We start from the raw sequence: 22045 nt of genomic DNA, 5'->3' as shown, positions 1-22045 counted from the left end.
GGTCAGGCCGCCCGGGCCCGCGTCACGGCCAGGGTCTCGGCCACGAGCGGCGCCACCTGGTCGAGTTCGATCAGGAAGCCGTCGTGCCCGTACGGCGAGTCCACCCACCGCAGCGGCCCCGCGGTCGGGATCGTCGCCGCCAGCGCGCGCTGCTGCGCGGGCGGGTAGAGCCGGTCGCTGGACACCGCCGCGACGGTGGTCGGCGCCGTGATCCGGGCCAGCGCGTCGGCGACGCCGCCTCGGCCGCGCCCCACGTCGTGGCTGTTCATGGCCTCGGTGAGGACCACGTAGCTGCCGGCGTCGAACCGCGCGGTCAGTTTGGCCGCGTGGTGGTCGAGGTACGACTCGACGGCGTACCGCCCCGGCGGCGCGTCGTCGGGCTGCCGGTCGCGCCCGAAGCGGGCCTGGAGTTCGGCCTCGCTGCGGTAGGTGATGTGCGCGATGCGGCGCGCCAGCCCGAGGCCGCGCCAGGGGCCGGCGTCGGGCGGCAGGTGGTGGTAGTCGCCGCCGTGCCAGCCCGGGTCGCCGCGTACCGCGTGCGTCTGCGTCGCGCACCAGGCGATCTGCTCGGCGCTCGCGGCGGCGCCGCACGCGACGAGGAAGAGCGCGCCGACCCGGTGCGGGTGGGTGACCGCCCACTCCAGCGCGCGCATGCCGCCCATGGACCCGCCGACGACGGCCGCCCACCGGCCGACGCCGAGCGTATTGGCGAACGCCGTCTCGGCGGCGACCTGGTCGCGGATCGTCAGCCGCGGGAACCGGCTGCCCCACGGCCGCCCGTCGGGGGCGGGTGAGGCGGGGCCGGTCGTCCCGCGGCAGCCGCCGAGGACGTTCGGGGCGACGACGAACCACCGGTCGGTGTCCAGCACGCGGCCGGGCCCGACGAGTCCGTCCCACCACCCGGCGGTCGGGAACCCGGGCCCCGCGTCGCCCGCCACGTGGCTGTCGCCGGTGAGGGCGTGCAGCACGAGCACGGCGTTGGACAGGTCGGGCGCGGGGGTGCCCCAGGTCTCGTACGCGACGCGCACGTCCGGCAGTTCGGCCCCGCACTCCAGGCGCAGCGGCCGGTCGAGGACGATCGTGCGCCGGGCGGCGAGCCGGGGTGGTGCGGTGGTCACGGCGCGGCCTTACGCGGTCGCGCGGGCCGCGGCGAACCCGGCTTCGAGGTCGGCGGTCAGGTCGTCGAGGTCCTCGATGCCGACGGACAGCCGTACCAGGCCGGGCGTCACGCCGGTGGCGGCCTGCTGCTCGGGGGTGAGCTGCGCGTGCGTCGTGGAGGCGGGGTGGATGACGAGGCTGCGCACGTCGCCGATGTTGGCGAGGTGGCTGAACAGGGTCAGCGCGTCGACGAACCGCCGGCCGGCCTCGACGCCGCCCTTGAGTTCGAACGCGACGATGGCGCCGGCGCCGCGCGGGAGGTAGCGCGCGGCGGCGTCGTACCAGCGGCTGTCGGGCAGTCCGGCGTAGTGCACGCGTTCGACGTCGTCGCGGTCGGCGAGCCAGCGGGCGATCGCGGACGCGTTGGCGACGTGCCGTTCCAGGCGCAGCGACAGGGTCTCCAGTCCCTGCAGGATGAGGAAGCTGGTCAGCGGTGCGATGGACGCGCCGACGTCGCGCAGCAGTTGGACGCGGAGCTTGGCCGCGTACGCCCCCGCGCCCAGGTCCGGCCAGTAGCGCAGGCCCCCGTAGCTCTCGTCGGCCGCGGTGAACCCGGGGAACCGGTCGGGGTGCGCGCCGAAGTCGAAGGTCCCGGCGTCGACCACGACGCCGCCGATCGCGGTGCCGTGCCCGCCGAGGAACTTGGTCGCCGAGTGCACGACGACGTCGGCGCCGTGCTCGATCGGGCGCAGCAGGTAGGGCGTGGGCACGGTGTTGTCGACGACCAGCGGGACGCCCGCCTCGTGGGCGATGCCGGCGACGGCCGCGATGTCGAGGACGTTGCCGCGCGGGTTGCCGAGCGTCTCGCCGAACAGCAGCTTCGTCTCGGGCCGGATCGCCGCGCGCCACGCCTCGGGGTCGTCGGGGTCCTCGACGAAGGTCACCTCGACGCCGAGCTTGGGCAGCGTCCAGTGGAAGAGGTTGTAGGTGCCGCCGTACAGCGAGGCGCTGGAGACGATGTGGTCGCCCGCGCCGGCGAGGTTGAGCACCGCGAGGGTCGTCGCGGCCTGCCCGGACGCGGTGGCGACCGCGGCGACGCCGCCTTCCAGCGAGGCGACGCGCTGTTCGAGGGCGTCGGTGGTGGGGTTGTGGATGCGGGTGTAGATGTGGCCTTCCTGCGACAGGTCGAACAGCCCGGCGGCGTGGTCGGTGTCGCGGAAGACGAACGAGGTGGTCTGGTACACGGGGACGGCCCGGGCCCCGGTCGCCGGGTCGGGGGCGGCTCCGGCGTGGATCTGCCGGGTCTCGAACGCCCAGGCGGACGGGTCGGTGGACGCGGCGGCGAGGTCGGCCGGGCTTTCGACGGTGGCGTCGACGGTCATGGGAACTCCTGCGGGGGCGTGGTGCGGGAACGCTCCGGCGGCGCACGCCTGTTCGGCGTCGCGCGGCGGGGGCGGAAGCGGTGGGGCCGACAGCTGGTCGGCGAAACGGGGGCGGCGCGGCCCGACGGAACCCTCGGGGGCCGTCAGGGCATCGCGGTCGCCGTCAGCGGCTCGTACGACACGCCATGCTCGTCACGCGGGCGAGGTCCACGTGGCGGCGGGCGACGAGCAACGGCTGAGGCATGCCGTGAGCGTAGGCGGCGCGACCGGCGCCGACCAGGCGTTTTCCGGCGTGTCGCGGATCGCGCAACAGGGTGTTCGCGCGGTGTTCACAACTCGCGGGCTCAGCCGATCGCTCCGCGGGTCCGCAGGTCGGCGATCTCGGCGTCGTCGTAGCCCAGTTCGGCCAGAACGGCTGCGGTGTGCTCGCCCAGGGCCGGGATCGCGCCCATGGGCGGGGTGTAGCCGGGGATCACCGGCGGCGGCAGCAGCGCCGGTACGTCGCCGCCCGGCGTGGCGACGGTCTGCCAGCGGCCGCGGGCCGCGAGGTGCGGGTGGGCGAGGACGTCGCTCGGCGTGTTGTAGCGGGAGTTGCCGATGCCGGCCGCGTCGGCGCGGGCCTGGATGTCGGCCAGCTTGTGGCGGGCGCACCATGCGGCGATGGCCTCGTCCAGCGCGTCGCGGTGCCGGACGCGGTCGGCGTTGGCGGTGTAGCGCGGGTCGGCGGCCAGGCCGGGGCGTTCCAGCAACTCGTCGGCCAGGCGCTGCCATTCGCGGTCGTTGGTGGTGCCGAGGACGACGGTGTGGCCGTCGGCGGTCGGGTAGGCGCCGTACGGGGCGACCGCGGGCGAGCCCATGCCGCGCGGCTCCTGGTCGACGCCGGTGTGCCGGGTGTAGGTGAGCGCGTAGCCCATGAGTTCGGCCATGGTGTCGAACATGCTCACCGACACGGTCGGGTCCACGGGTCGCCCGCGTCCGCGCCCGGCCAGCAGCGCGAGGACCGAGATCGCCCCGTACAGGCCGGTGCACACGTCGGCCATCGGCGGCCCGGGCTTGGCCGGCGCGCCCGGGTGGCCGGTGATCGAGCACGCCCCGGACTCGGCCTGCACCAGCAGGTCGTAGGCGCGTTTGCCGGAGAGCGGTCCCCCGGCGCCGTAGCCGTCGATCTCGACGGCGATCAGGTCGGGGTGGCGTGCGGCGAGGGCGTCGCGGCCGAGCCCGAGCCTGCCGGCGGCGCCCGGGGCGAGGTTGGAGACGAGGACGTCGGCGCGCCCGAGGAGGCGGTGCAGGACGGCGACGCCGCCGGGGTCCTTGACGTCGAGCGCGACCGACTCCTTGCCGCGGTTGAGCCACACGAAGTGCGCGGCCTGGCCGTGCACGACGTCGTCGTAGTGGCGGGCGAAGTCGCCGCCGCGCGGGTGCTCGACCTTGATGACGCGGGCGCCGAAGTCCCCGAGGGTGCGCGTGCACATCGGTGCGGACACGGCCTGTTCGAGGCTGACGACGGTCACGCCCGCCAACGGGCCGTCGCTCCGGGGCTCTTCGCTGTGGTCCGCGTGTGCCACTCCGGCCTCCTCGGGTCGGATGGCATGCTAATCGACGTACGCGGGCCGCCTGTTGCCGTCGGCCGGACGCGGCAGCGCGGCCGGCAGGTCGGTCTGGACGTCCACGGAGGCCGCGGCCGAGTCCCGGGCCCCGCCGCGCGTCGCCGCCATCCCCGCGCCGACCACGAGCAGGACGCCCACCACGGACAGCGGACCCGGCACCTGGCCGAGGATCACCAGGCCGATGACGACCGCGATGGCCGGCTCCACGCTCATCAGCACGCCGAACGCGTTGGCGGCCAGCCGCCGCAGCGCGGCCACCTCGAGGCTGAACGGCAGGACGGGGTGCAGCACCGCGAGCGCCAGCCCGATGCCGAGCAGCTGCCAGGTCAGGTCGCCCGCCTCGGTGGGCGCGGCGACGAAGGTGGCGACGACCGCCGCGGTGGGCAGCGACACGGCGAGGCCCTTGAGCCCGGTGACCTTGTCGCCGACGTGCTGCGTCAGCAGGATGTAGCCGGCCCAGCCGACGGCCGCGCCCAGCGCGCAGGCGACGCCGACCCCGTCGACGCCGCCGTGCCACGGCTCGGTGAGCAGGACGACGCCGGCCGCGGCGGGCAGCGCCCAGATCCGGGCCCGGCCGCGGGCCGCGTACAGGGAGACGCCGAGCGGGCCGAGGAACTCCAGCGCGCTGGCGGTGCCGAGTGGGATCCGCGCGGCGGCGCTCATGAAGAGCAGCATCATGCCGGCGGTGACGACGCCGAGGCCCATGCAGGCGAGCAGGTCGCGGCGGGCGAAGTCGGAGGGCTTGGGCCGGACCAGGACGAGCAGGATCACGCCCGCGCACATGAGGCGCAGCCAGGTCGCGCCCAGCGGGCCTATTCGGTCGAAGAGCTGCACCGACACGGCCAGCCCGGTCTGCACGCAGAGCATGGCGCCCACGGCCATGAGCGCCCCGCCCTGGGCGCCGCCGAGGGCGGGCCGGGCCGTGCGGGTCCCCGACACCGCTTCTTTCGTCGTCATGCCCCGAGTAGACCGCCGAACGATCATTCGCGTCCACGTGCTGATTATTGATGATCCGTTCACGAATCATGGACAATAGGGAGATGGAGACCCGCCGCCTGGAGATGCTGGCCGAGCTGGAGCGCCTGGGGTCGATGCGCGCCGTCGCGGAGGTGATGCACACCACCACCTCCACGGTGTCGCAGCAGCTCGCGGTGCTCGCGCACGAGATGGGCGCGCCGCTGTTCGAGCCGGACGGGCGCCGGGTGCGGCTGACCCCGTACGGGCGGCGGCTGGCCGAGCACGCGGTGACGATCCTGGCCGCCGTCGAGGCCGCGCGCCGCGACCTGGGGCCGACCGCCGAGCCGAACGGCACGGTACGGGTGGGCGGCTTCCAGACGGCGGTCAGCGGGAGCCTGCTGCCGGTGCTGCGGGAGCTCTCCGGCAGCCACCCGCGCGTGCACGTCCTGGTGCGCGAGCACGAGCCGGCCGAGGCGCTCGGCATGCTGGCCGCCGACGAGGTCGACCTGGCGCTGGTCTACGACTACAACCTGTCCCCCGCGCCGCCCGACCCCGCGCTCGCGGTGACGCCGCTGTGGCGGACCCGGTGGGGCCTCGGCGTCCCGGCGGAGGAGGCCGCCGCGTGCGCCGGGGCGCGGACCTCGCCCGAGCTGTTCGCGCGCTTCCGGGAGCGCGAGTGGATCGTCAACTCGCGCAACACCGCCGACGAGGAAGTGGCCCGCAGGATCGGCGCGCTGGCGGACTTCACACCCCACGTCACGCACCGCGCGGACAGCCTCGACCTGGTCGAGGAGCTGATCACCGCGGGCCTGGGCGTGGGCCTGCTCCCGCAGGACCGCCCGACGACCGCCGGGGTGCGGGTCGTACCGCTCGAGGATCCGGCCGTGTACATGCGCGCGTACGCCGTGACCCGCCTCGGACACCGCGACTGGCCGCCGCTCGCGCTCGTGATCGACCGGTTGACCGAGCGCGCGGAGGCCGGGGCGTTCCCGGGACGTGTGGCCGGCGGCTGACCCGCGCGGGCGCTCCGGGCACCCCCGCCTGTTAGCACCGTGTTCACAAGTGGACGACGGCGCTCCGCACGTGCTTTCATCGCCGCCATGGCCTCGCCACAGATCCTGTCCGCGCTCCTCGACCCGTTCTGGGCCGGGCGCCGCGCCGACCACTTCGACCAGATCTGTCGCTGACGCGCGTCCGCGCACCGCCGCCCCCGCCCCCGCGTTCCGGGGGTACGGGGTCCGCGGTGCCCGGCATACGAGCCGTCCGATGCCCCCGCCGCGGAACTCCCGTCGGCGTACCGGCATATCGCGCTGACTCGCCGCACGAGGAACCGTCATGACGACCGTCGCCCCCCGTCCCAGCACGCCCTCCGCCGACCCGGCCGCGCCCGCCCCGGCGCCGGCCGCACTGCCGGTGATCGACATCTCGCGCTTCCGCGGCCCCGCCGCCGAGCGCGCCGCCCTGCTCGACGAACTACGCCGCGCCGCCCGCGAGATCGGCTTCTTCTACGTGGTCGGCCACGGCGTCGACCCGGCGCTGCGCCGCCAGGCGTACGACGTGGCCCGCGAGTTCTTCGCGCTCCCCGAGGAACAGCGCCTGGAGATCGAGAACGTGCGGTCCCCGCAGTTCCGCGGCTACACGCGCACCGGCACCGAGTACACCGCGGGCGGCCCCGACTGGCGCGAGCAGCTGGACATCGGCCCCGAGCGCCCGGCGCTCGACCTCGGCCCGGACGATCCGGCGTACCTGCGCCTGGTCGGCCCGAACCAGTGGCCGACCGCCCTGCCGGCGCTCAAGGACGTCGTGCTGCGCTGGCAGGCCGAGGCGCTGCGGGTCAGCCGCGAGGTCCTGCGCGCGCTGGCCGCCGCGCTCGGGCAGGACGACGGCTACTTCGACCGCTGGTTCGACGACGAGGCGGCCGTGCACGTCAAGGTCGTGCACTACCCGGGGCGCCCGGCGGCGGACGTCGAGCAGGGGGTGGGCGCGCACAAGGACTACGGCTACCTCGCGCTGCTCCAGCAGGACGACGTCGGCGGTCTCCAGGTGCAGGCGCGCGACGGCTCGTGGATCGACGCGGCGCCGCTGCCGGACTCGTTCGTGTTCAACATCGGCGAGATGCTGGAGATCGCGACGCGCGGCTACCTGCGTGCCACCCGGCACCGCGTGGTCGCCCCGCCGTCCGGCGTGGACCGCTACTCGCTGCCGTTCTTCCTCGGCCCGCGTCTGGACGCGGTCGTCGAACCCCTCACGCTCCCGGCCGCGTTGGCGGCCGAGGCGGACGGGGTGACGGAGGACCCGGACAACCCGCTCAAGCCGGCGTACGGCGAGAACGCGCTGCTGGGCTGGCTGCGTTCGCACCCTCGGGTGGTGGAGCGGTGGTGGTCGGACCTGGTGCCCGCAGCGGCCGGGTCCACGGCGGCAGCGCCGCCCGAGCCGCTTGAGGAGCCCGAACCCGGCCGTCCCACACTGTCGTTCGACACCCTCCAGGTGCACGCCGGGGCCCGCCCCGACCCCGCGACCGGCGCCCGCGCCGTCCCGGTCTACCTGACCAGCAGCTACGTGTTCCGCGATGCCGCGCACGCCGCCGACGCGTTCGCGCTCACCGACCTGAAGACGCACGCCTACACCCGGCTGTCCAACCCGACCACGTCCGTCGTCGAGGAGCGCATCGCCGCGCTGGAGGGCGGAACGGCGGCCGTCGCGGTCGGCAGCGGCCAGGCCGCGACCACGCTGGCGCTGCTCAACCTCGCCCGCGCCGGCGACCACGTCGTCGCGGCGGCGTCGCTGTACGGCGGGACCCGCACGCTCCTCGAACACACCTTCGCGGACCTGGGCGTCGCGGTGTCGTTCGTCGACGACCCCGACGACGTCGGCGCGTGGCGCGCCGCCGTCCGGCCGCAGACCCGGGCGCTGTTCGGCGAGAGCATCGGCAATCCGCGCGGCAACGTCCTCGACATCGCGGCCGTCGCCGAGGTCGCGCACGAGGCCGGCGTCCCGCTGGTCGTCGACAACACCGTGCCCACGCCCTACCTGCTGCGGCCGCTCGAACACGGCGCCGACATCGTCGTGCATTCGACGACCAAGTTCCTCGGCGGGCACGGCACCGCGATCGGCGGCGTCGTCGTGGACGGCGGCCGGTTCGACTTCGGCGCGGCACCGGAGCGGTGGCCGGGGCTGACGGCACCTGATCCGACGTACCACGGCCTGGCGTTCTGGGAGCGGTTCGGCGCGGACGGCGTGGCGTACGCGCTGCGCCTGCGGGTGCGGCTGCTGCGCGACCTCGGCCCGGCGGTGTCGCCGCTCAACAGCTTCCTGCTGCTCCAGGGCCTGGAGACGCTGTCGCTGCGGATCACCCGGCACACCGAGAACGCCGCGACGGTCGCGGCGTGGCTGGCGGCGCGGCCCGGTGTCCAGCGGGTGGACCACCCCAGCCTGCCGTCGAGCCCGTGGCACGCGGCGGCCAAGCGGTATCTGCCGCGCGGCGCGGGCGCGGTGCTGGCCGTCGACCTGGCGGGCGGTGCCGAGGCGGGCCGCCGGTTCGTGGAGGGCTTGCGGTTGTTCAGCCACTTGGCCAACATCGGCGACGCGCGCAGCCTGGCGATCCATCCCGCGTCCACGACGCACGCGCAGTTGGACGCCGGGCAGCAGCGTCTCGCCGGGGTCTCCCCCGGGCTCGTCCGGTTGTCCATCGGCCTCGAAGGCATCGGCGACCTCCTCGCCGACCTGCGTCGCGGCCTCGACTCGGCCGCGGAGGCCCGCTCATGACGGTTCATCACACAGGTCGGCCGGCGCACGCGACGCCGCGCGAGGAGCGCCTGACCGGCGCCCGCGGCCAGGTCCACGTGCGCGTGTGGAGCCCGGCCGACGCCGAGCCCGCAGCGGTCGTGCTGTTCCTGCACGGCCTGGGCGAGTACGCGGGGCTGTACGGCCCGCTCGCCGAGCACCTGACCGCGGACGGCGTGGAGCTGTGGGCGCCCGACCACATCGGGCACGGGCTCAGCGACGGCACGCGCGTGCTGGTGGAGAGCGTCGACGCGGTCGCGGACGACGCCGAACTGGTGCTGGCCCGGATCGCCGCCGAGCGTCCGGGGGTTCCCCTGGTGATCGCGGGTCACTCACTGGGCTCCGCCGTCTCCCTGCTACTTGCGGCGGAACGCCCGGCGGCAGCGCACGCACGCGCGCTCGTCCTGGCGGGTGCGAGCGTCGGCATGGGCGATCCGGACGCGGGCCCCAAGGGCGGCCTGCGCGCGCTCCTCGACGAGCACGGCATCGACCCGATGGACCTGCGCAAGGACCCGTCCGAGCTGTGCGGCGACGCCGCGTACGCCGAACAGGTCCGCAACGACCCGCTGGTGTGGGACGGCGGCCTGCGCTACGAGACCCTCGACGCGCTGGAGGCCGCCGGAAGGCGCATCGCCGACGCGGTCGCGTCGGGCCGGGTGACGCTGCCCGTGCTGTTCCTCCACGGCGGCGCCGACGACCTGGCCCCCGCCGCGGCCGTCGAGGCGACCGCCGCCCGGCTGCCCGACGCGCGCGCCCGGGTCTTCCCCGAGGACCGGCACAACGTCCTGGCCGAGACCGACCGGGCCGACGTGTACGCCGAGTTCGGGGCGTTCGTCCGCACCCACACCACCGACTGACCCGGCCCGGCTCCGCCGGCCCTCGCACCCCGTCTCCGCACCGGCGTCCCGCCCGCGCGGCTTCCTCTCCACCATCCCCCCGCGCATCCGCGCACCCACTCGCAAGGAGATCAGTCCACCATGCGCCGCTCCATACCCCGTCTCGCGACCGCCCTCGTGCTCACCGGCCTGGCGACCGCCGCGTGCGGCACCGGCGGTTCGTCGGACGATCCCGCGAACCCGAGCGCGGGCGTGCCCGGTCAGACGAGCGCCGCGTCCGCCGCGCCCGACTCGGCGCTCAACCCCAACGCCACCGTCAACGTCCGGCTCGTCCTCGAACCGACCAGCCTGAACCTCACCACGACGGCCGGCGCGGCGCTGGAACAGCTGCTGCTGGACAACGTGTACCAGGGGCTGCTGACCGTCGACACCAACGCGGACAACAAGATCGTGCCGGCGCTGGCCGCGTCGTACGAGACGTCCGCCGACGGCCTGACCTACACCTTCCACCTGGCCAAGGGCGCGGCGTTCCACGACGGTTCGCCGCTCACCGCCGACGACGTGGTGTGGTCGCTGCGGCAGGCCACGGCGCCCGGCTCCAAGCAGCCGAACGCCAAGACGCTCGGCTCGATCGCGAACGCCGCGGCGCCCGACCCCGGCACCGTCGTCCTGACCCTCAAACAGCGCGACAACGACCTGACGTGGGCGCTGACCCAACGCGCCGCCGTCGTCTACAAGAAGGGCACCGACTTCACGAAGCTGGACGCCGCGGAGAACGGCTCCGGGCCGTTCAAGCTGGAGACCTGGCAGCGGGGTTCGGCGATCACGCTGGTGCGCAACGACGCGTACCAGGGGCCGGGGCCGAAGGCCAGGTCGGCCAAGGTGGTGCTGCGGTACATCACCGACCGCAACGCGGCCGACAACGCGGAGTCGACCGGGCAGACCGACGTCCAGACCAGCGCCGACGCGACCCTGCTCCAGCCGTTCACCGGCAACGCGGGCTTCACCGTGCTGCGCGGCACGACGACGGACAAGTACACGCTCGCGTTCAACAACGCCAAGGCGCCGCTGAACAACCCTGCGGTACGGCACGCGCTGCGCCGGGCGGTCGACAAGGCCGCGCTCATCCAGGCGCTGGGCGGGGCGGGGGTCCGGGTCGGCGGCCCTGTGCCGACGTCCGACCCGTGGTACCAGGACCTGACCTCGGTGGACGGCTACGACCCGGCGGCGGCGAAGCAGGCGCTCGCCGCGGCGGGCTACCCGGACGGGCTCAAGCTGACCCTGAAAATCCCGAGCATCTATCCGGCGGCGATCGGCGACGTCCTCGTCTCCGACTTCAAAAAGGCCGGCATCGAACTGACGGTCAGGCAGCAGGAGTTCACCGCCTGGCTGACCGAGGTGTACACCAACAAGGACTACGACCTGAGTCTGGTCAACCACGCCGAGGCCCGCGACCTGGGCAACTACGCGAACCCCGGCTACTACTTCGGCTACGACAACAAGCAGGTCCAGGACTGGTTCGCCCAGGCCACCGTCGCGCCGGACGAGAAGACCCGGGTGGACCTGCTGGGCAAGGTCGGCCGCCAGGCGTCGGAGGACGCCGCGGCGGACTGGCTGTTCCAGGCCCAGACGCTGACCGTGGTGCGCAAGGGCGTGTCCGGGGCGCCGCAGCACTACACGAGCAGCCGTCTGCCGCTGGCGGGCGTGGGGATCGTGAAGTGACGGGACGATCGGCCGGGTTCGGCGGACGCGGCGGGAAGGTGCCGCCGCCCCGGATAGCGGGTGACGCGGCACGCAGCGGTGGCGGGCCCGGCGCGCTCGCCGGGTTCTTGAGACGCGGCGGCTTCGGAGGGCGCGGCAGGTTCCGCGAGGCTGAGGCCGCACCGCCGGTCGCGGCCGCGCGCGGCGAGGGCGTCCTCCACGCGCTCCTCGAGTTCGCCACGCCGGGCCTGATCGCCGTCGCCCGCGCGTTCGGGGTCGTCGTCGCGAGTGCCGGGGCCGACGAGGACGCCGCCCCGGCACCCCACGCGGCCCCGTACGCCCGGCTGGACGGTGGGGGCGGCCGCGTGTGGGCAGCAGCCCGCCCACGACCCGATGAAGCCCGCCGCGAACCACATCCCGGCCGCGACGAGCCTGTACGCGACGACGCACCCTTCCATGCACCGCGCTCCACCGCCGTGCCCCCGCCCGGACCGCTTCGCGCGCGCCCGTCCTGGTTCGGGCGGCGGTCGGCGCGGCGCACCGTCGTGTGGTCGGCGGAGCCTGCCCCGGGGCGGTCCCAGGCATGACGGTGTTCGTGGTGCGCCGCCTCGCCCTGCTCGTCCTCGCGCTCTTCCTGGCCAGCCTGCTCGCGTTCGCGCTGCTGCGACTGCTCCCCGGGGACGCGGCCGCGGCACGCGGCGGGATCACTGCTGATCCCGCGCAACTGCGGGCGATCCGCCACGAGTTGGGTCTGGACCGGTCGTTGGCGGAGCAGTACCGGTCGTGGCTCGGCGGGGTGCTGCACGGCGACCTGGGGCGTTCGCAGCTCAACGGGACGTCGGTCACGGCGGAGCTGGGCGAAAAACTGCGGGTGACCGGCCCGCTCGTGCTCGCCGCGCTGGCTCTCGCGCTGGCCGGCGCGGTGCCGCTCGGCGTGCTTGCGGCGTTGCGGCACCGGACCCGGCTCGGCACCGGCATCAGCACCGTCGGACAGCTCGGCATCGCGCTGCCGACGCTGTGGGTGGGCCTGCTGCTGGTCACGGTGTTCGCCGTCGAGGCGCGGCTGCTGCCCGCCCAGGGCTTCCCCGTCGAAGGGTGGTCCGCGCCGGGAGAGGCCGCGCGCAGCCTGGTCCTGCCCGTGGTGACCCTGGCGCTGTCCGAGGGCGCGGTGCTGCTGCGGTTCGTGCGCTCTGCGGCGCTCGACGTCCTCGGCCGGGACTTCCTGCGCACGGCCCGGGCCTCGGGGCGCACGCGGGCGGGGGCGCTGTGGCGGCACGGGCTGCGGAACGCGGCGGGCCCGGTGCTGTCGGTCCTCGGCGTGCAGGTGGCGGCGCTGCTGGTGGGCGCGGTCGTGGTGGAGAAGGTGTTCGCGCTGCCGGGGGTGGGCTCGATGCTGGTCGCGGACGTCGGCAACCGCGACATGGTCAAGGTGCAGGGCGAGGTGCTGGTGGTCGTCGCGGTGGTGCTGGCGGTCGGGTTCCTGGTCGACGTCGCGCAGCGGCTGATCGACCCGCGGCTGCGGGAGACGGCGTCGTGACCGGCACGACCTGGTGGCGGGCGCTGCTGCGGGACCGGAACGGGCTGCTCGGCCTGGTGCTGGTCGGGACGCTGGTGGTCGCGGCGGGCGTGTCGTGGGTGTGGACGCCGTACGACCCCGCGACGACCGACCTGAAGGCCCGCTGGGTGCTGCCGCTGCGCGACGGCCACCTGCTGGGCACCGACATGCTCGGCCGCGACCAGTTCAGCCTGCTGCTCGCGGGCGCCCGGGAGACGCTGGCCGTGGCGGTGCTGGCGACCGCGATCGCGAGTGTGGTCGGGGTGGCCCTGGCGTTGGCGGCGACGCTGCCGACGCGTTGGGTGTCCGCGTCGGTCGCCCAACTCGTGGACGTGGTCATCGCGTTCCCGGCGCTGCTGACCGCGATGATCCTCGCGGCGGTCTTCGGAGGTTCGCTGTGGACGGCGGCGACGGCGGTCGGCATCGCGTCCGGCGTGCACGTCGCGCGGGTCGCCCGCGCGGAGATCGACCGGGTGCGCGGCACCGACTACGTGCTCGCGGCGACGGCGGCCGGCTCGGGCACGTGGCGCACCGTGCGGCGGCACGTGCTGCCGAACATCGCCTCGACGCTGATCGTGCAGCTGTCGCTGGTGATGTCGGTGGCGTCGCTGACCGAGGCGATGCTCGCCTATCTGGGGTACGGCAGCCCGGCGCCGGCCGTGTCGTGGGGCCGCATGCTGTACGACCAGCAGCCCTACATCGAGGCGCGGCCGCTGCTGGTCGTGTGGCCGGGCCTGGCGGTCGCCCTGTCGGTGCTCGGGTTCAACCTGCTGGGCGACGCGCTGCGGGACGCGACCGACCCGAAGGTGCGTGGAGCAAAAGCGGGTTCGGGGGCTGCTGTCGGGGCCGGGTCGGCCGGGCGGGTGGGTGGCGGCGCCCAGGCCGCAGGTGCCGCCGGCGCGGCGGTCGACCATTCATCGACCGGGCTGGCGGGCGACGCGGTGCTCCCGGTGCTCGACATCCGCGGCCTGACCGTCCGCATCAACGGCCGCACGGTCGTGGACGAGGTCGACCTGTCCCTCGCGCCCGGCGAACGCGTGGGCCTGATCGGGGAGTCCGGGTCCGGCAAGTCGCTGACCGCGCTGGCGGTGCCGGGGCTGCTCCCGGACGGCGCGGAGGCGTCGGGGAGTATCCGCTTGGCCGGGCGGGAGCTGCTGGGGCTGCGCGAACGCGAGCTGGCGAGGGTGCGCGGCGACCAGGTCGCGGTGGTGTTCCAGGAGCCGTCGACAGCGCTGGACCCGCTGCGGCGGGTGGGCGCGCAGATCGCCGAACCGCTGCGCCTGCACCGGGGCATGACGCGCCGCCAGGCCGCCGCCGAGGCCGTCGAACTGGTCCGGCGGGTGGGCCTCCCCGACCCGGAGCACGCGGTGCGGTCCTGGCCGCACCAGCTGTCTGGCGGGCAGCGGCAGCGGGTCGGCATCGCGATCGCCCTGGCCTGCCGCCCCGCGGTGCTGATCGCCGACGAGCCGACCACCGCCCTGGACGTCACGGTACAGCGGGAGATCCTCGGACTGCTGGACGAGCTGACCCGGGAGGAGGAGACGGCGCTGCTCTTCATCACGCACGACCTCGCGGTGGTGGCGGGTGTCGCCGACCGCGTCGCCGTCATGCGCGGCGGCCGGCTGATCGAGGAGGGCACGACGGAGGAGGTAGTGCGGGCACCGCGCGAGCCGTACACGAAGGACCTGCTGGCGGCGGCGAGGGCGACGGCGTTCGATCCGACAGGCAACGCGCCCGAGCACATGGCGGTGAACCCGTGACCCACGCAGAAACCACACCAGAGGTCGGAGCCACGCCGCCGCTCCTCCAGGCCCATGGCCTGTCCCGCTCCTACCGGCTCCCCCGGCGCTCGTTGCGCGGGCCTGCGCCCGTGCGGGACGCGTTGCGCGGGGTCGACCTCGTCCTGCCCGAGGGCGGTGCGTTGGGCGTGGTCGGCGAGTCCGGGGCGGGCAAGTCGACGCTGCTGCGGCTGCTCCTCGGCCTCGACCGGCCGGATTCCGGACGGGTGCTGTTCCGCGGCCGGGAGGTGCGCGCGTCGCGGCGGCCGCGCGATCTCGTCTGGTTCCGGCGCGAGGTGCAGGTGGTGCTCCAGGACCCGATGGGCTCGCTCGACCCGCGGGCCCGCGTGCGGGACATCGTCGCCGAGCCTTTGGAGTGCCTCGGCGTCGACGGCGACCACGCCGCCCGCGTCGTCGAGGTGCTCGCCGCGGTGGGCCTGGAGTCGGACGTCCTGCGCCGCTACCCCCACGAGTTCTCCGGCGGGCAGCGCCAGCGCATCGCGATCGCCCGCGCCCTCGCGCCGAGCCCGACGGTGTTGGTGGCGGACGAGCCGGTCAGCGCGCTGGACGTCTCGGTGCGCGCGCAGGTCCTGGACCTGCTGGAGGAGCTGGCCGTCCGGCTCGGACTCGCCCTGGTGCTGGTGTCGCACGACCTCGGTGTCGTGCAGCGGCTGTGCGACCGGGTGCTGGTTCTGAAGGACGGTTCGGTGGTCGAGCAGGGCCTGACGGGTGACGTGCTGGCCCGGCCGACGCACCCGTACACGAGGGAACTGCTGGACGCAGTACCGGTGTTGCCGGGTATGGCGGGATGATTCGGGCGGCCGGTTTTCGCCGTGCCACGGCGGAACCGGCCAAACAGCGCGCCACGCTTCCGGCCGGGGCCTGCCCCTGGTAGGTGTTGCGGGGCCCCAGCCGCCCCGGAGGTTGCGTTGAAGACCGTGGTCCACCGTCCCCTGACCAGTCCGCGACGCCTCGCGGGGCTGCTGTTCGCGGTCCTGCTGCTGCTCGTCGGCCCGTGGGCCACCCCGTCGGCGCACGCCGCGATCCCGGTGACGCCGTACACGTCGCTCACCAACCAGTTCCAGAACTACGGCAACACATCCGGACAGTGGAGCGGCGGCGACGGCTCGGAGTCGCTGAAGCTGTCGGACGGGCGCGTGCTGTGGTTCTTCAGCGACACCTACTACGGAACCGTCGACACCAGCGGCCACCGGCGGCCTTTCCAGTCGTACTTCCTGCACAACTCGATGGTGGTCCAGAACGGTTCGTCGATGTCGACCGTCGTCGGCCCGGCGAACGCGAACGGGCAACGCACCCAGCTGGTCAACGCGGCGGCCTCGGGCGAATGGCTGTGGGGCGCCGACCAGATGCAGGTCGGGGGCACGGTCTACAAGTTCTACCAGCGCATCCAGCAGGCCGGGTCGGGCGGCTTCGGATTCCAGGTCAACGGCGTCGAGCTGGTCGCGATGCCGGTCGCGTCGATCACCGACCCGACCACGTACACCAAGGTGTCGATCCCGTCGCCGTACGACTGCGTGCCGGGGACGCACTGCACGCTGTGGGGCACCGCGCTCGTCAGCGACGCGAACTACACGTACATCTACGGCACCGAATACGAGAAGGTCGGCGGCACGCTCAACAAGTGGCTGCACCTGGCCCGCGTGCCGAAGGGGAACTTCTCGGCGACGTGGAACTACTGGACGGGCGGCGGCTGGAGCACCTCCGCGTCGGCTTCGACGCGGATGATGAACGGAGTGGCCGAGGCGTTCTCAGTGACGTACGTCGGCGGCCGGTACGTGCTGCTGACGCAGGGTCTGACGGGCGGCCTGGCCGGCAACATGGAGGCCTACTTCTCGTCGACGCCCACCGGGTTCACCGGCGGCAACAAGACCGTGCTCTACATGACCCCGGAGACCACGACCGACTGGGGCAACTGGACGTACGGCTACCGGATCGTGCCGTACCTGACCAGCGGCAACACCATCGTCGTCTCGTACAACGTCAACTCGCAGTACGTGGACAGCGCGTGCGCCGAACAGAGCAACTGGCAGGCGAACGTCTACCGGCCGAGGTTCGCGCAGATGACGCTGCCGACGAGCGCGCAGGGCGGCGCGTACATCGCGCCGACGAAGCCGCCGATCGGCGGCGACTGGACGATGAGCCCGGCGGCCTACTGCACGGACAACACCGTTGCGGCGCCTGCCCCGAAGAACCTGACGTTCACCGCGCAGGCCGGCGCGCGGCTCAAGGCGACCTGGACGGCACCGACGCCGGGCGCGTGGTCGTACGTGGGCCACTGGCGCGACGCGACCGCAGGCGGGGCGTGGAGCGACCTGGTGTGGTTCACCCCGGACGCGACCGAGTGGACGGCGACCGGCCTGGTGCCCAACCACACCTACGAGTTGCAGATCTACTCGTCGGCCTGGTCGGGGGCCAAGAGCGCGTGGACGTCGGTCGTGTCAGCGACTGCATACCTCTCGACGCCGACGGGAGTCCAGGCCTCGCGGTTCGACTCCGGCACGTGCCGGGTGACGTGGAACGACTCTCAGCCGGACGTGTACTGGCAGGTCTACGAGCACGACGTCGCGACGGGCGGGGACCGCAATTTCGGCCCGTTCTCGTCGAAGGTCGCGGCGGTAGGGCTGCTGACGCCCTCGCACGCGTACCAGTACCGGATCGCCGCCATCAACGCGTACGGCTCGAGCAGCCTGTCGACGACGGCGACCTGCGCGGCGTTCTAGCGCTTGAGGCCGGTGACCAACGAGGCCCAGGAGCGGGCCTCGACGGTCAGGTCGCCGAGGAGGGGGGCTTTGCTGTCGCGGACGCCGACGCCTTCGACGAGGAGCGCCGCCTCGACGCAGTTGCCTTGCGTGTTGCCGCTATAGCTGGACTTCCGCCACACGGCCCGAACTGTGCTCACAGGTTCTCCAATACATCGCGCATGTACTGTGCGGAGCGACGCGGCGACAGGGTCTCGGCGCGCAACAGATCGTATCGGCGCTCGATTTTGTCCACCGCCTGATCGTCGGCGATGAGGCGCCCTTCGCCTACGCCCTCCTCATAGGCGACTTCCCCGCGCTCGGGAACTGTGAGCAGCACAAATCCGCCATTCATGCATGCGTGAAGACCGCAGTCGACCGGAAGCACCTCGACGGTCACGTTGGCGAGTTCGCTCACCTTGAGCAGATGCGTCAGTTGTTCCACCGCCACCGGTGACGGCACGAACGCCAGTCGCTGCAAAGCCGCTTCGTCGAGCACCGCCCAGTAGTCCGGCGGCTTCGACCGCGTGAAGATCTCCTGCCGCAGCAGCCGTGTGGCGGCGAGGTCGTCGATCTCGTCCGGCGGTGTGCGGACCTGGCGGAACAGCTCGCGCGCGTAGCCCTCCACCTGCAAGAGCCCTGGGACGACCTGCGGTTCGTAGGTCCGGATCCGCGAGGCGGCTTCCTCGGCCTTGGTGTATCCGGCAAACCACGCGGGCAGCCCCTGCGTCGCTCTGCGTGCCATCCGATACAGCCGCAGCAGGCGCCCCCGGGCGTTGAGCACGTTGTCGTAGGCCCGGATCGTGTCGAGCTGCGGACGGCGGTGAACCGTCTCCACCGACCCCACATGACTCTCGGAGGAGTGTGCCCGGGTGGCCAGTTGCGCCTGCGTCATCCCGGCGGTTTTGCGGTGTTCCCGCAGTTCATAGGCCAGCAGGTGCCAGGGCGACTCGTCGGGGTCGATGTCCTTTTCCGCGGTCATGTCTGCCACCCCTCGGAAATCCGAGCGTCGTTATCGGCCATTTCCAAGCTATCCCGACCCGTGTTCGCTCTGTAGCGAAACCGTCACTCGGGAGGCTGACATGGACGAGAACCGGGCGAGCCGGATGACCCTCCGCGCGTACGACCGCACGCCGGACGGCGTCGAGATCGCGCGCGGGGACCCGCAGAGCGTCACCCGCTACCGCGACATCCTTGCGGCCACACCGCTTTCGCCCGCGGTGTGGCCGCCGTGCCGGTGTCCGTTGTGCGCGCCCGTCGGCTAGAGCGTCAGGACCATGCCCTCTTCGGCGATGACGACCTCGCCGTCGAAGCCGGTCCGGGCGTCGTCGGCCCAGCGCTTGCGGTCGCTGCCGGGCCAGAAGTGCGTGAGCATCAGGCGCTTCGCACCGGCCCGCGTGGCCCACTGGCCCGCGTCCACGGTCGTCAGGAGATAGGGCTCGTCGTGTTCCTCAACCGTCCCCTGCAACGTGACGCCGGCGATGAACAGGTCTGCTCCCGCCGCCAGTTCGGCGAGTTCCGGCGCGGGCCCGGCGTCGGCGCTGTACATGACGGTCAGCCCCGGCGCGCTCAGCCGCACCCCCGCGTGCGGGACATAGTGCGGGAGCAGGGCCGAGTCGAGCCGGAACGGGCCCACCTCATAGCTCGCCGGAAGCTCGTGCACGTCGAAGACCTCGTTCAGGTCTTCGGTCGGTTCCATCGCCTGGACCCGGCTGAAGACCCCAGGCGTGCAGTACAGCGGGATGCGCGGGCCACGCACGTCCGCGAAGTACCGCGCCCGGGTGAGTGCGCTGAGGTCGGCGCAGTGGTCGGGGTGCTCGTGCGTGACGACCACGGCGTCCACGTCCCCGCCGGGGCGGTGCTCGAGGAGCCGGGGCACGGTCGCGTACCCGAGGTCGAGCACCACCCTGAACCCGTCGTACTCCAGCAGGAATCCACTGGCACTCCGCCCGGCCTCAGGCCAGGCCCCACATGTCCCCAGGACAGTCAGTGTGCGCACGCGTAGATCGTGCCACGGCCGGACCGCTGCGGCACGGACTGCGGCTGCACCGACAGGACGGCAACGCAACGCACCCAATGCGCCTCCACACCGCCTCCCCCTCCCGATAGTTGCGTAAGCGCGGCCGGGCGCCTGTCAAGGCGCCCGGCCGCGCGGACAATCCCCCGGCGGGGGGCTTGGGCCCCCCCACCCCCCCCCCCCCCGCGTTGTGGGGTTCCGGCGGGCGGGGCGCCCCCCCCCCCCCCCGGCCGCGCGGACAATCCACAGCCGGGGGAGATGGCCACCGCCAGCAGACAGGCCAGGGGACCGTGCACGGCCGACGGTCTCCACGCCGCAGCGGGCCAGGCCAACCCCCGGCCTCATCGGTGCGGGGTCAGGCGCGGCCCGCGGCCATGGCGCGGAGGCGGGCGAGGATGCGGCCGCCTGAGGCGTGGCCGCCGTCGTGTTCCCATTCGTTGGTGACCCAGACCTTGCTCGCGCCGATGCCGCGGGCGGTCTCCAGGGAGAGCTCGGCGTCGACGTACATGTCGCCGTGGTAGACGACGGCCGCGAGCGGCACGGTGTTGGCGGCGAGGCGGGCCGGGTCGTACAGCGGTGCCCAGTCGGTGCGGGCCGCGAGGATCTCCGCGGCCTCGGCGAACGGCCGCAGGCCTGCGATCTCCTCGAACATCCAGGGGTAGATCATCTCGCCGGTGAAGAGCAGCGGGTCGGCGTCGTCCGCGAACTCCGGGTGGTCCGCCAGGAGGCGCTGCGCCGACCACGCCGTGGCGCCCGCGCCCTGCCCGTAGACGGCTTCGTGGACGACGGCGAACAGCGGGTTGTCGATCAGCCCGGTCTGCGCCATCACCTGGTACAGGAAGGTGTCGCTCAACTCCCCGTCGGAGGTGAGGGCTTCGTCGAGCCACCAGTGGGTCCGCTCGAACCCGTCGCCCATCCCCAGGACGAGCCCGAGGCTGCGGAAGCGCCGCGCGGTGAGTCGGTCCCCGTCGGGCAGCCGTACGTCGTTCGCGGTGAGCAGGTCGGCGATCTTCCGTACCCGTGCGATGTCTTCGGGGTAGCGCTCGTAGAACTCCCGCACGCGGTCGCGCACCCGCGGGTACGTCCGCGCGTACACCTCGTCCGCGGTCGCCGTGAGCCCGGGCAGCCCGCCGGTGACGTAGCAGGCGCGCAGGCCTTCGGGCGCCTGCGAGAGGTAGGTCAGCGTGATGAACCCGCCGTAGCTCTGCCCGAGGGTCTCCCACGGTGTGTCGCCGCACAGTTGACGCCGGATCAGCTCCGCGTCGGCGACGATCGCGTCGGCACGGTGGTGGGCCAGCCGGTCCGCGAGCTCCTTCGGGTCGGTGCGCGCGGCCTCGCGCGCCGTGACCGGGGTGGAGCGGCCGGTGCCGCGCTGGTCGAGGAGCAGCACGCGGTGGGTCTTGAGCGCCTCGGCCAGCCAGCCGGGCGTGCCGACCGACGGGCGCGGCGACTTGCCGCCGGGGCCGCCCTGGAGGAAGGCCAGCCACGGGAGTTCCTCACCGACGCGGGCCGGGTCGACGACCTCGCGGGCGAACACCTCGATGGTCTGCCCGTCCGGCGCGGCGTGGTCGAGCGGGACGGTGAACGTGTGGTCGGTGGTGGCGTATGCGGGGTTCATGGATCCCTTTCGCGGAAGGTCGGGAGCCCGGTCAGCGGTGTCCGCTGGCGACGGCCTGCTCGGTGGCGGTGCGCACGCCGGCCTCGACCGCGCCGGCGAGCGGGAAGCGCGGGGGGCGGGTGGGTCCGCCGTCGCGGCCGACGAGGTCCATGGACAGCTTGATGGACTGCACGAACTCGGTCTTCGAGTCCCAGCGCAGCAGCGAGTGCAGCGACTTGTACAGCGGCAGCGCGGCGGCCAGGTCGCCCTGGACGGCCGCGTGGTACAGCTCGGCGCAGCTGGTCGGGAAGGCGTTCGGGTAGCCCGCGATCCAGCCGACCGCGCCGGCCGCCGCCAGCTCGAGCAGCACGTCGTCGGCGCCGATCAACAGGTCGAGGCCGGGCGCGAGTTCGCCGATCTCGTAGGCGCGGCGGGTGTCGCCGCTGAACTCCTTGACGGCGACGATGCTGCCGTCCCGGTGCAGGTCGGCGAGCAGCGCGGGGCTCAGGTCGACCTTGGTGTCGATCGGGTTGTTGTACGCGACGACCGGCAGGCCGGCCTTGGCCACCTCGGCGTAGTGGGCGCGCACGGCGGCCTCGTCGGCGCGGTAGGCGTTGGGCGGCAGGAGCAGCACGGAGCCGCAGCCGGCGTCCGCGGCGTGCTCGGCCCACGCGCGGGCCTCGCCGCTGCCGTACGCGGAGACGCCGGGCATGACGCGGGCGCCGTCGCCGGCCGCCTCGACCGCGGTGGCGACGACGCGGCGGCGCTCGTCGGCGGTGAGGGTCTGGTACTCGCCGAGCGAGCCGTTGGGGACGACGCCGTCGCAGCCGTTGTCGATGAGCCAGCGGACGTGCGCGGCGTAGGCGTCGTAGTCGACGGAGAGGTCGTCGCGCAGCGGCAGGGTGGTGGCGACCATGATGCCGCGCCACGGGCGGGAGCTGCTCCAGGAGGTGGCGGTCATTCCGACAGACCTTT

19 protein-coding genes and 1 pseudogene are annotated in these 22045 nt (G+C 73.6%); 10 read left to right on the top strand and 10 right to left on the bottom strand.

The genetic code is table 11. The annotated features are described in order from the left end of the window. Window positions 1–2 precede the first annotated feature (2 nt). The 4 genes from metX to QI554_RS10520 all read right to left on the bottom strand — a co-directional run bounded on the left by metX (window position 3) and on the right by QI554_RS10520 (window position 5044). Window positions 3–1118: a homoserine O-acetyltransferase MetX gene (gene metX / locus QI554_RS10535; protein ID WP_281468433.1), complete on the bottom strand. Its 1116-nt coding sequence runs from the start codon at window positions 1116–1118 to the stop codon at window positions 3–5. Window positions 1119–1127: 9 nt separating this feature from the next. Then, the gene (locus tag QI554_RS10530; RefSeq protein WP_281468431.1) at window positions 1128–2480 is read right to left on the bottom strand and encodes a bifunctional o-acetylhomoserine/o-acetylserine sulfhydrylase; all 1353 of its coding nucleotides are present in this window, start codon (window positions 2478–2480) and stop codon (window positions 1128–1130) included. Between the two features lie 344 nt (window positions 2481–2824). Continuing rightward, entirely contained in the window at window positions 2825–4045 is a 1221-nt protein-coding gene (locus tag QI554_RS10525) for a CaiB/BaiF CoA transferase family protein (RefSeq protein WP_281468429.1), read from the bottom strand. Window positions 4046–4072: 27 nt separating this feature from the next. Next, window positions 4073–5044 carry an EamA family transporter gene (locus QI554_RS10520; protein WP_281468427.1) on the bottom strand — a complete coding sequence of 324 codons (972 nt, stop codon included), beginning with the start codon at window positions 5042–5044 and terminating at the stop codon, window positions 4073–4075. A 68-nt stretch (window positions 5045–5112) separates the two neighbouring features. Between QI554_RS10520 and QI554_RS10515 the strand changes: the two genes are divergently transcribed. The 5 genes and pseudogenes from QI554_RS10515 to QI554_RS10495 all read left to right on the top strand — a co-directional run bounded on the left by QI554_RS10515 (window position 5113) and on the right by QI554_RS10495 (window position 11385). Then, window positions 5113–6057: a LysR family transcriptional regulator gene (locus QI554_RS10515; RefSeq protein ID WP_281468425.1), complete on the top strand. Its 945-nt coding sequence runs from the start codon at window positions 5113–5115 to the stop codon at window positions 6055–6057. 322 nt (window positions 6058–6379) lie between these two features. Further along, window positions 6380–7204, top strand: a pseudogene (locus tag QI554_RS10510) (isopenicillin N synthase family dioxygenase); the annotation flags it as partial. A gap of 306 nt (window positions 7205–7510) precedes the next feature. Then, window positions 7511–8809 (top strand): O-acetylhomoserine aminocarboxypropyltransferase/cysteine synthase family protein, encoded by a 1299-nt coding sequence (locus tag QI554_RS10505; protein WP_281468724.1) that lies wholly within the window; start codon window positions 7511–7513, stop codon window positions 8807–8809. Further along, window positions 8806–9684 carry an alpha/beta fold hydrolase gene (locus QI554_RS10500; RefSeq protein WP_281468423.1) on the top strand — a complete coding sequence of 293 codons (879 nt, stop codon included), beginning with the start codon at window positions 8806–8808 and terminating at the stop codon, window positions 9682–9684. Before QI554_RS10505 ends, QI554_RS10500 begins: the two co-directional genes overlap by 4 nt. A 120-nt stretch (window positions 9685–9804) precedes the next feature. Beyond that, a complete protein-coding gene (locus tag QI554_RS10495) occupies window positions 9805–11385 on the top strand; it encodes an ABC transporter substrate-binding protein (RefSeq protein WP_281468420.1) in 1581 nt (526 codons plus the stop codon). On the opposite strand, the gene QI554_RS10490 is transcribed toward QI554_RS10495, so the two are convergent. Next, window positions 11337–11822: a hypothetical protein gene (locus QI554_RS10490; RefSeq protein ID WP_281468418.1), complete on the bottom strand. Its 486-nt coding sequence runs from the start codon at window positions 11820–11822 to the stop codon at window positions 11337–11339. The two genes, QI554_RS10495 and QI554_RS10490, sit on opposite strands and share 49 nt — an antisense overlap. Window positions 11823–11947: 125 nt before the next feature. Here QI554_RS10490 and QI554_RS10485 point away from each other — a divergent pair, with 125 nt between their 5' ends. The 4 genes from QI554_RS10485 (at window position 11948) to QI554_RS10470 (ending at window position 17438) form a co-directional block, all read left to right on the top strand. Beyond that, window positions 11948–12901, top strand: coding sequence for an ABC transporter permease (locus tag QI554_RS10485; RefSeq protein ID WP_281468416.1), 954 nt, complete (start codon window positions 11948–11950; stop codon window positions 12899–12901). Continuing rightward, window positions 12898–14679, top strand: a complete 1782-nt coding sequence (locus tag QI554_RS10480; RefSeq protein WP_281468415.1) for a dipeptide/oligopeptide/nickel ABC transporter permease/ATP-binding protein — start codon at window positions 12898–12900, stop codon at window positions 14677–14679. Before QI554_RS10485 ends, QI554_RS10480 begins: the two co-directional genes overlap by 4 nt. After that, a complete protein-coding gene (locus QI554_RS10475) occupies window positions 14676–15509 on the top strand; it encodes an ABC transporter ATP-binding protein (RefSeq protein ID WP_281468413.1) in 834 nt (277 codons plus the stop codon). Before QI554_RS10480 ends, QI554_RS10475 begins: the two co-directional genes overlap by 4 nt. A gap of 126 nt (window positions 15510–15635) precedes the next feature. Beyond that, window positions 15636–17438 (top strand): DUF5005 domain-containing protein, encoded by a 1803-nt coding sequence (locus tag QI554_RS10470; RefSeq protein WP_281468411.1) that lies wholly within the window; start codon window positions 15636–15638, stop codon window positions 17436–17438. Here QI554_RS10470 and QI554_RS10465 read toward each other — a convergent pair. Continuing rightward, on the bottom strand, window positions 17435–17617 hold the full coding sequence (locus tag QI554_RS10465) for a DUF397 domain-containing protein (RefSeq protein ID WP_281468409.1): 183 nt from the start codon (window positions 17615–17617) through the stop codon (window positions 17435–17437). The genes QI554_RS10470 and QI554_RS10465 overlap by 4 nt on opposite strands. Then, window positions 17614–18438, bottom strand: a complete 825-nt coding sequence (locus QI554_RS10460; protein WP_281468407.1) for a helix-turn-helix domain-containing protein — start codon at window positions 18436–18438, stop codon at window positions 17614–17616. Before QI554_RS10460 ends, QI554_RS10465 begins: the two co-directional genes overlap by 4 nt. Before the next feature lie 100 nt (window positions 18439–18538). Here QI554_RS10460 and QI554_RS10455 point away from each other — a divergent pair, with 100 nt between their 5' ends. Next, window positions 18539–18721 (top strand): hypothetical protein, encoded by a 183-nt coding sequence (locus QI554_RS10455; RefSeq protein ID WP_281468405.1) that lies wholly within the window; start codon window positions 18539–18541, stop codon window positions 18719–18721. On the opposite strand, the gene QI554_RS10450 is transcribed toward QI554_RS10455, so the two are convergent. The 3 genes from QI554_RS10450 to QI554_RS10440 all read right to left on the bottom strand — a co-directional run bounded on the left by QI554_RS10450 (window position 18718) and on the right by QI554_RS10440 (window position 22031). Next, entirely contained in the window at window positions 18718–19455 is a 738-nt protein-coding gene (locus QI554_RS10450; RefSeq protein ID WP_281468403.1) for an MBL fold metallo-hydrolase, read from the bottom strand. The two genes, QI554_RS10455 and QI554_RS10450, sit on opposite strands and share 4 nt — an antisense overlap. 373 nt (window positions 19456–19828) lie before the next feature. Next, on the bottom strand, window positions 19829–21091 hold the full coding sequence (locus tag QI554_RS10445; protein ID WP_281468401.1) for an alpha/beta fold hydrolase: 1263 nt from the start codon (window positions 21089–21091) through the stop codon (window positions 19829–19831). A 31-nt stretch (window positions 21092–21122) separates the two neighbouring features. Then, window positions 21123–22031: a dihydrodipicolinate synthase family protein gene (locus QI554_RS10440; RefSeq protein ID WP_281468399.1), complete on the bottom strand. Its 909-nt coding sequence runs from the start codon at window positions 22029–22031 to the stop codon at window positions 21123–21125. Window positions 22032–22045: the final 14 nt, after the last annotated feature.

It is taken from the genome of Yinghuangia seranimata, assembly GCF_029953285.1.
Classification (GTDB): domain Bacteria; phylum Actinomycetota; class Actinomycetes; order Streptomycetales; family Streptomycetaceae; genus Yinghuangia; species Yinghuangia seranimata.
This window is presented reverse-complemented; position numbering and strand designations above follow the sequence as displayed.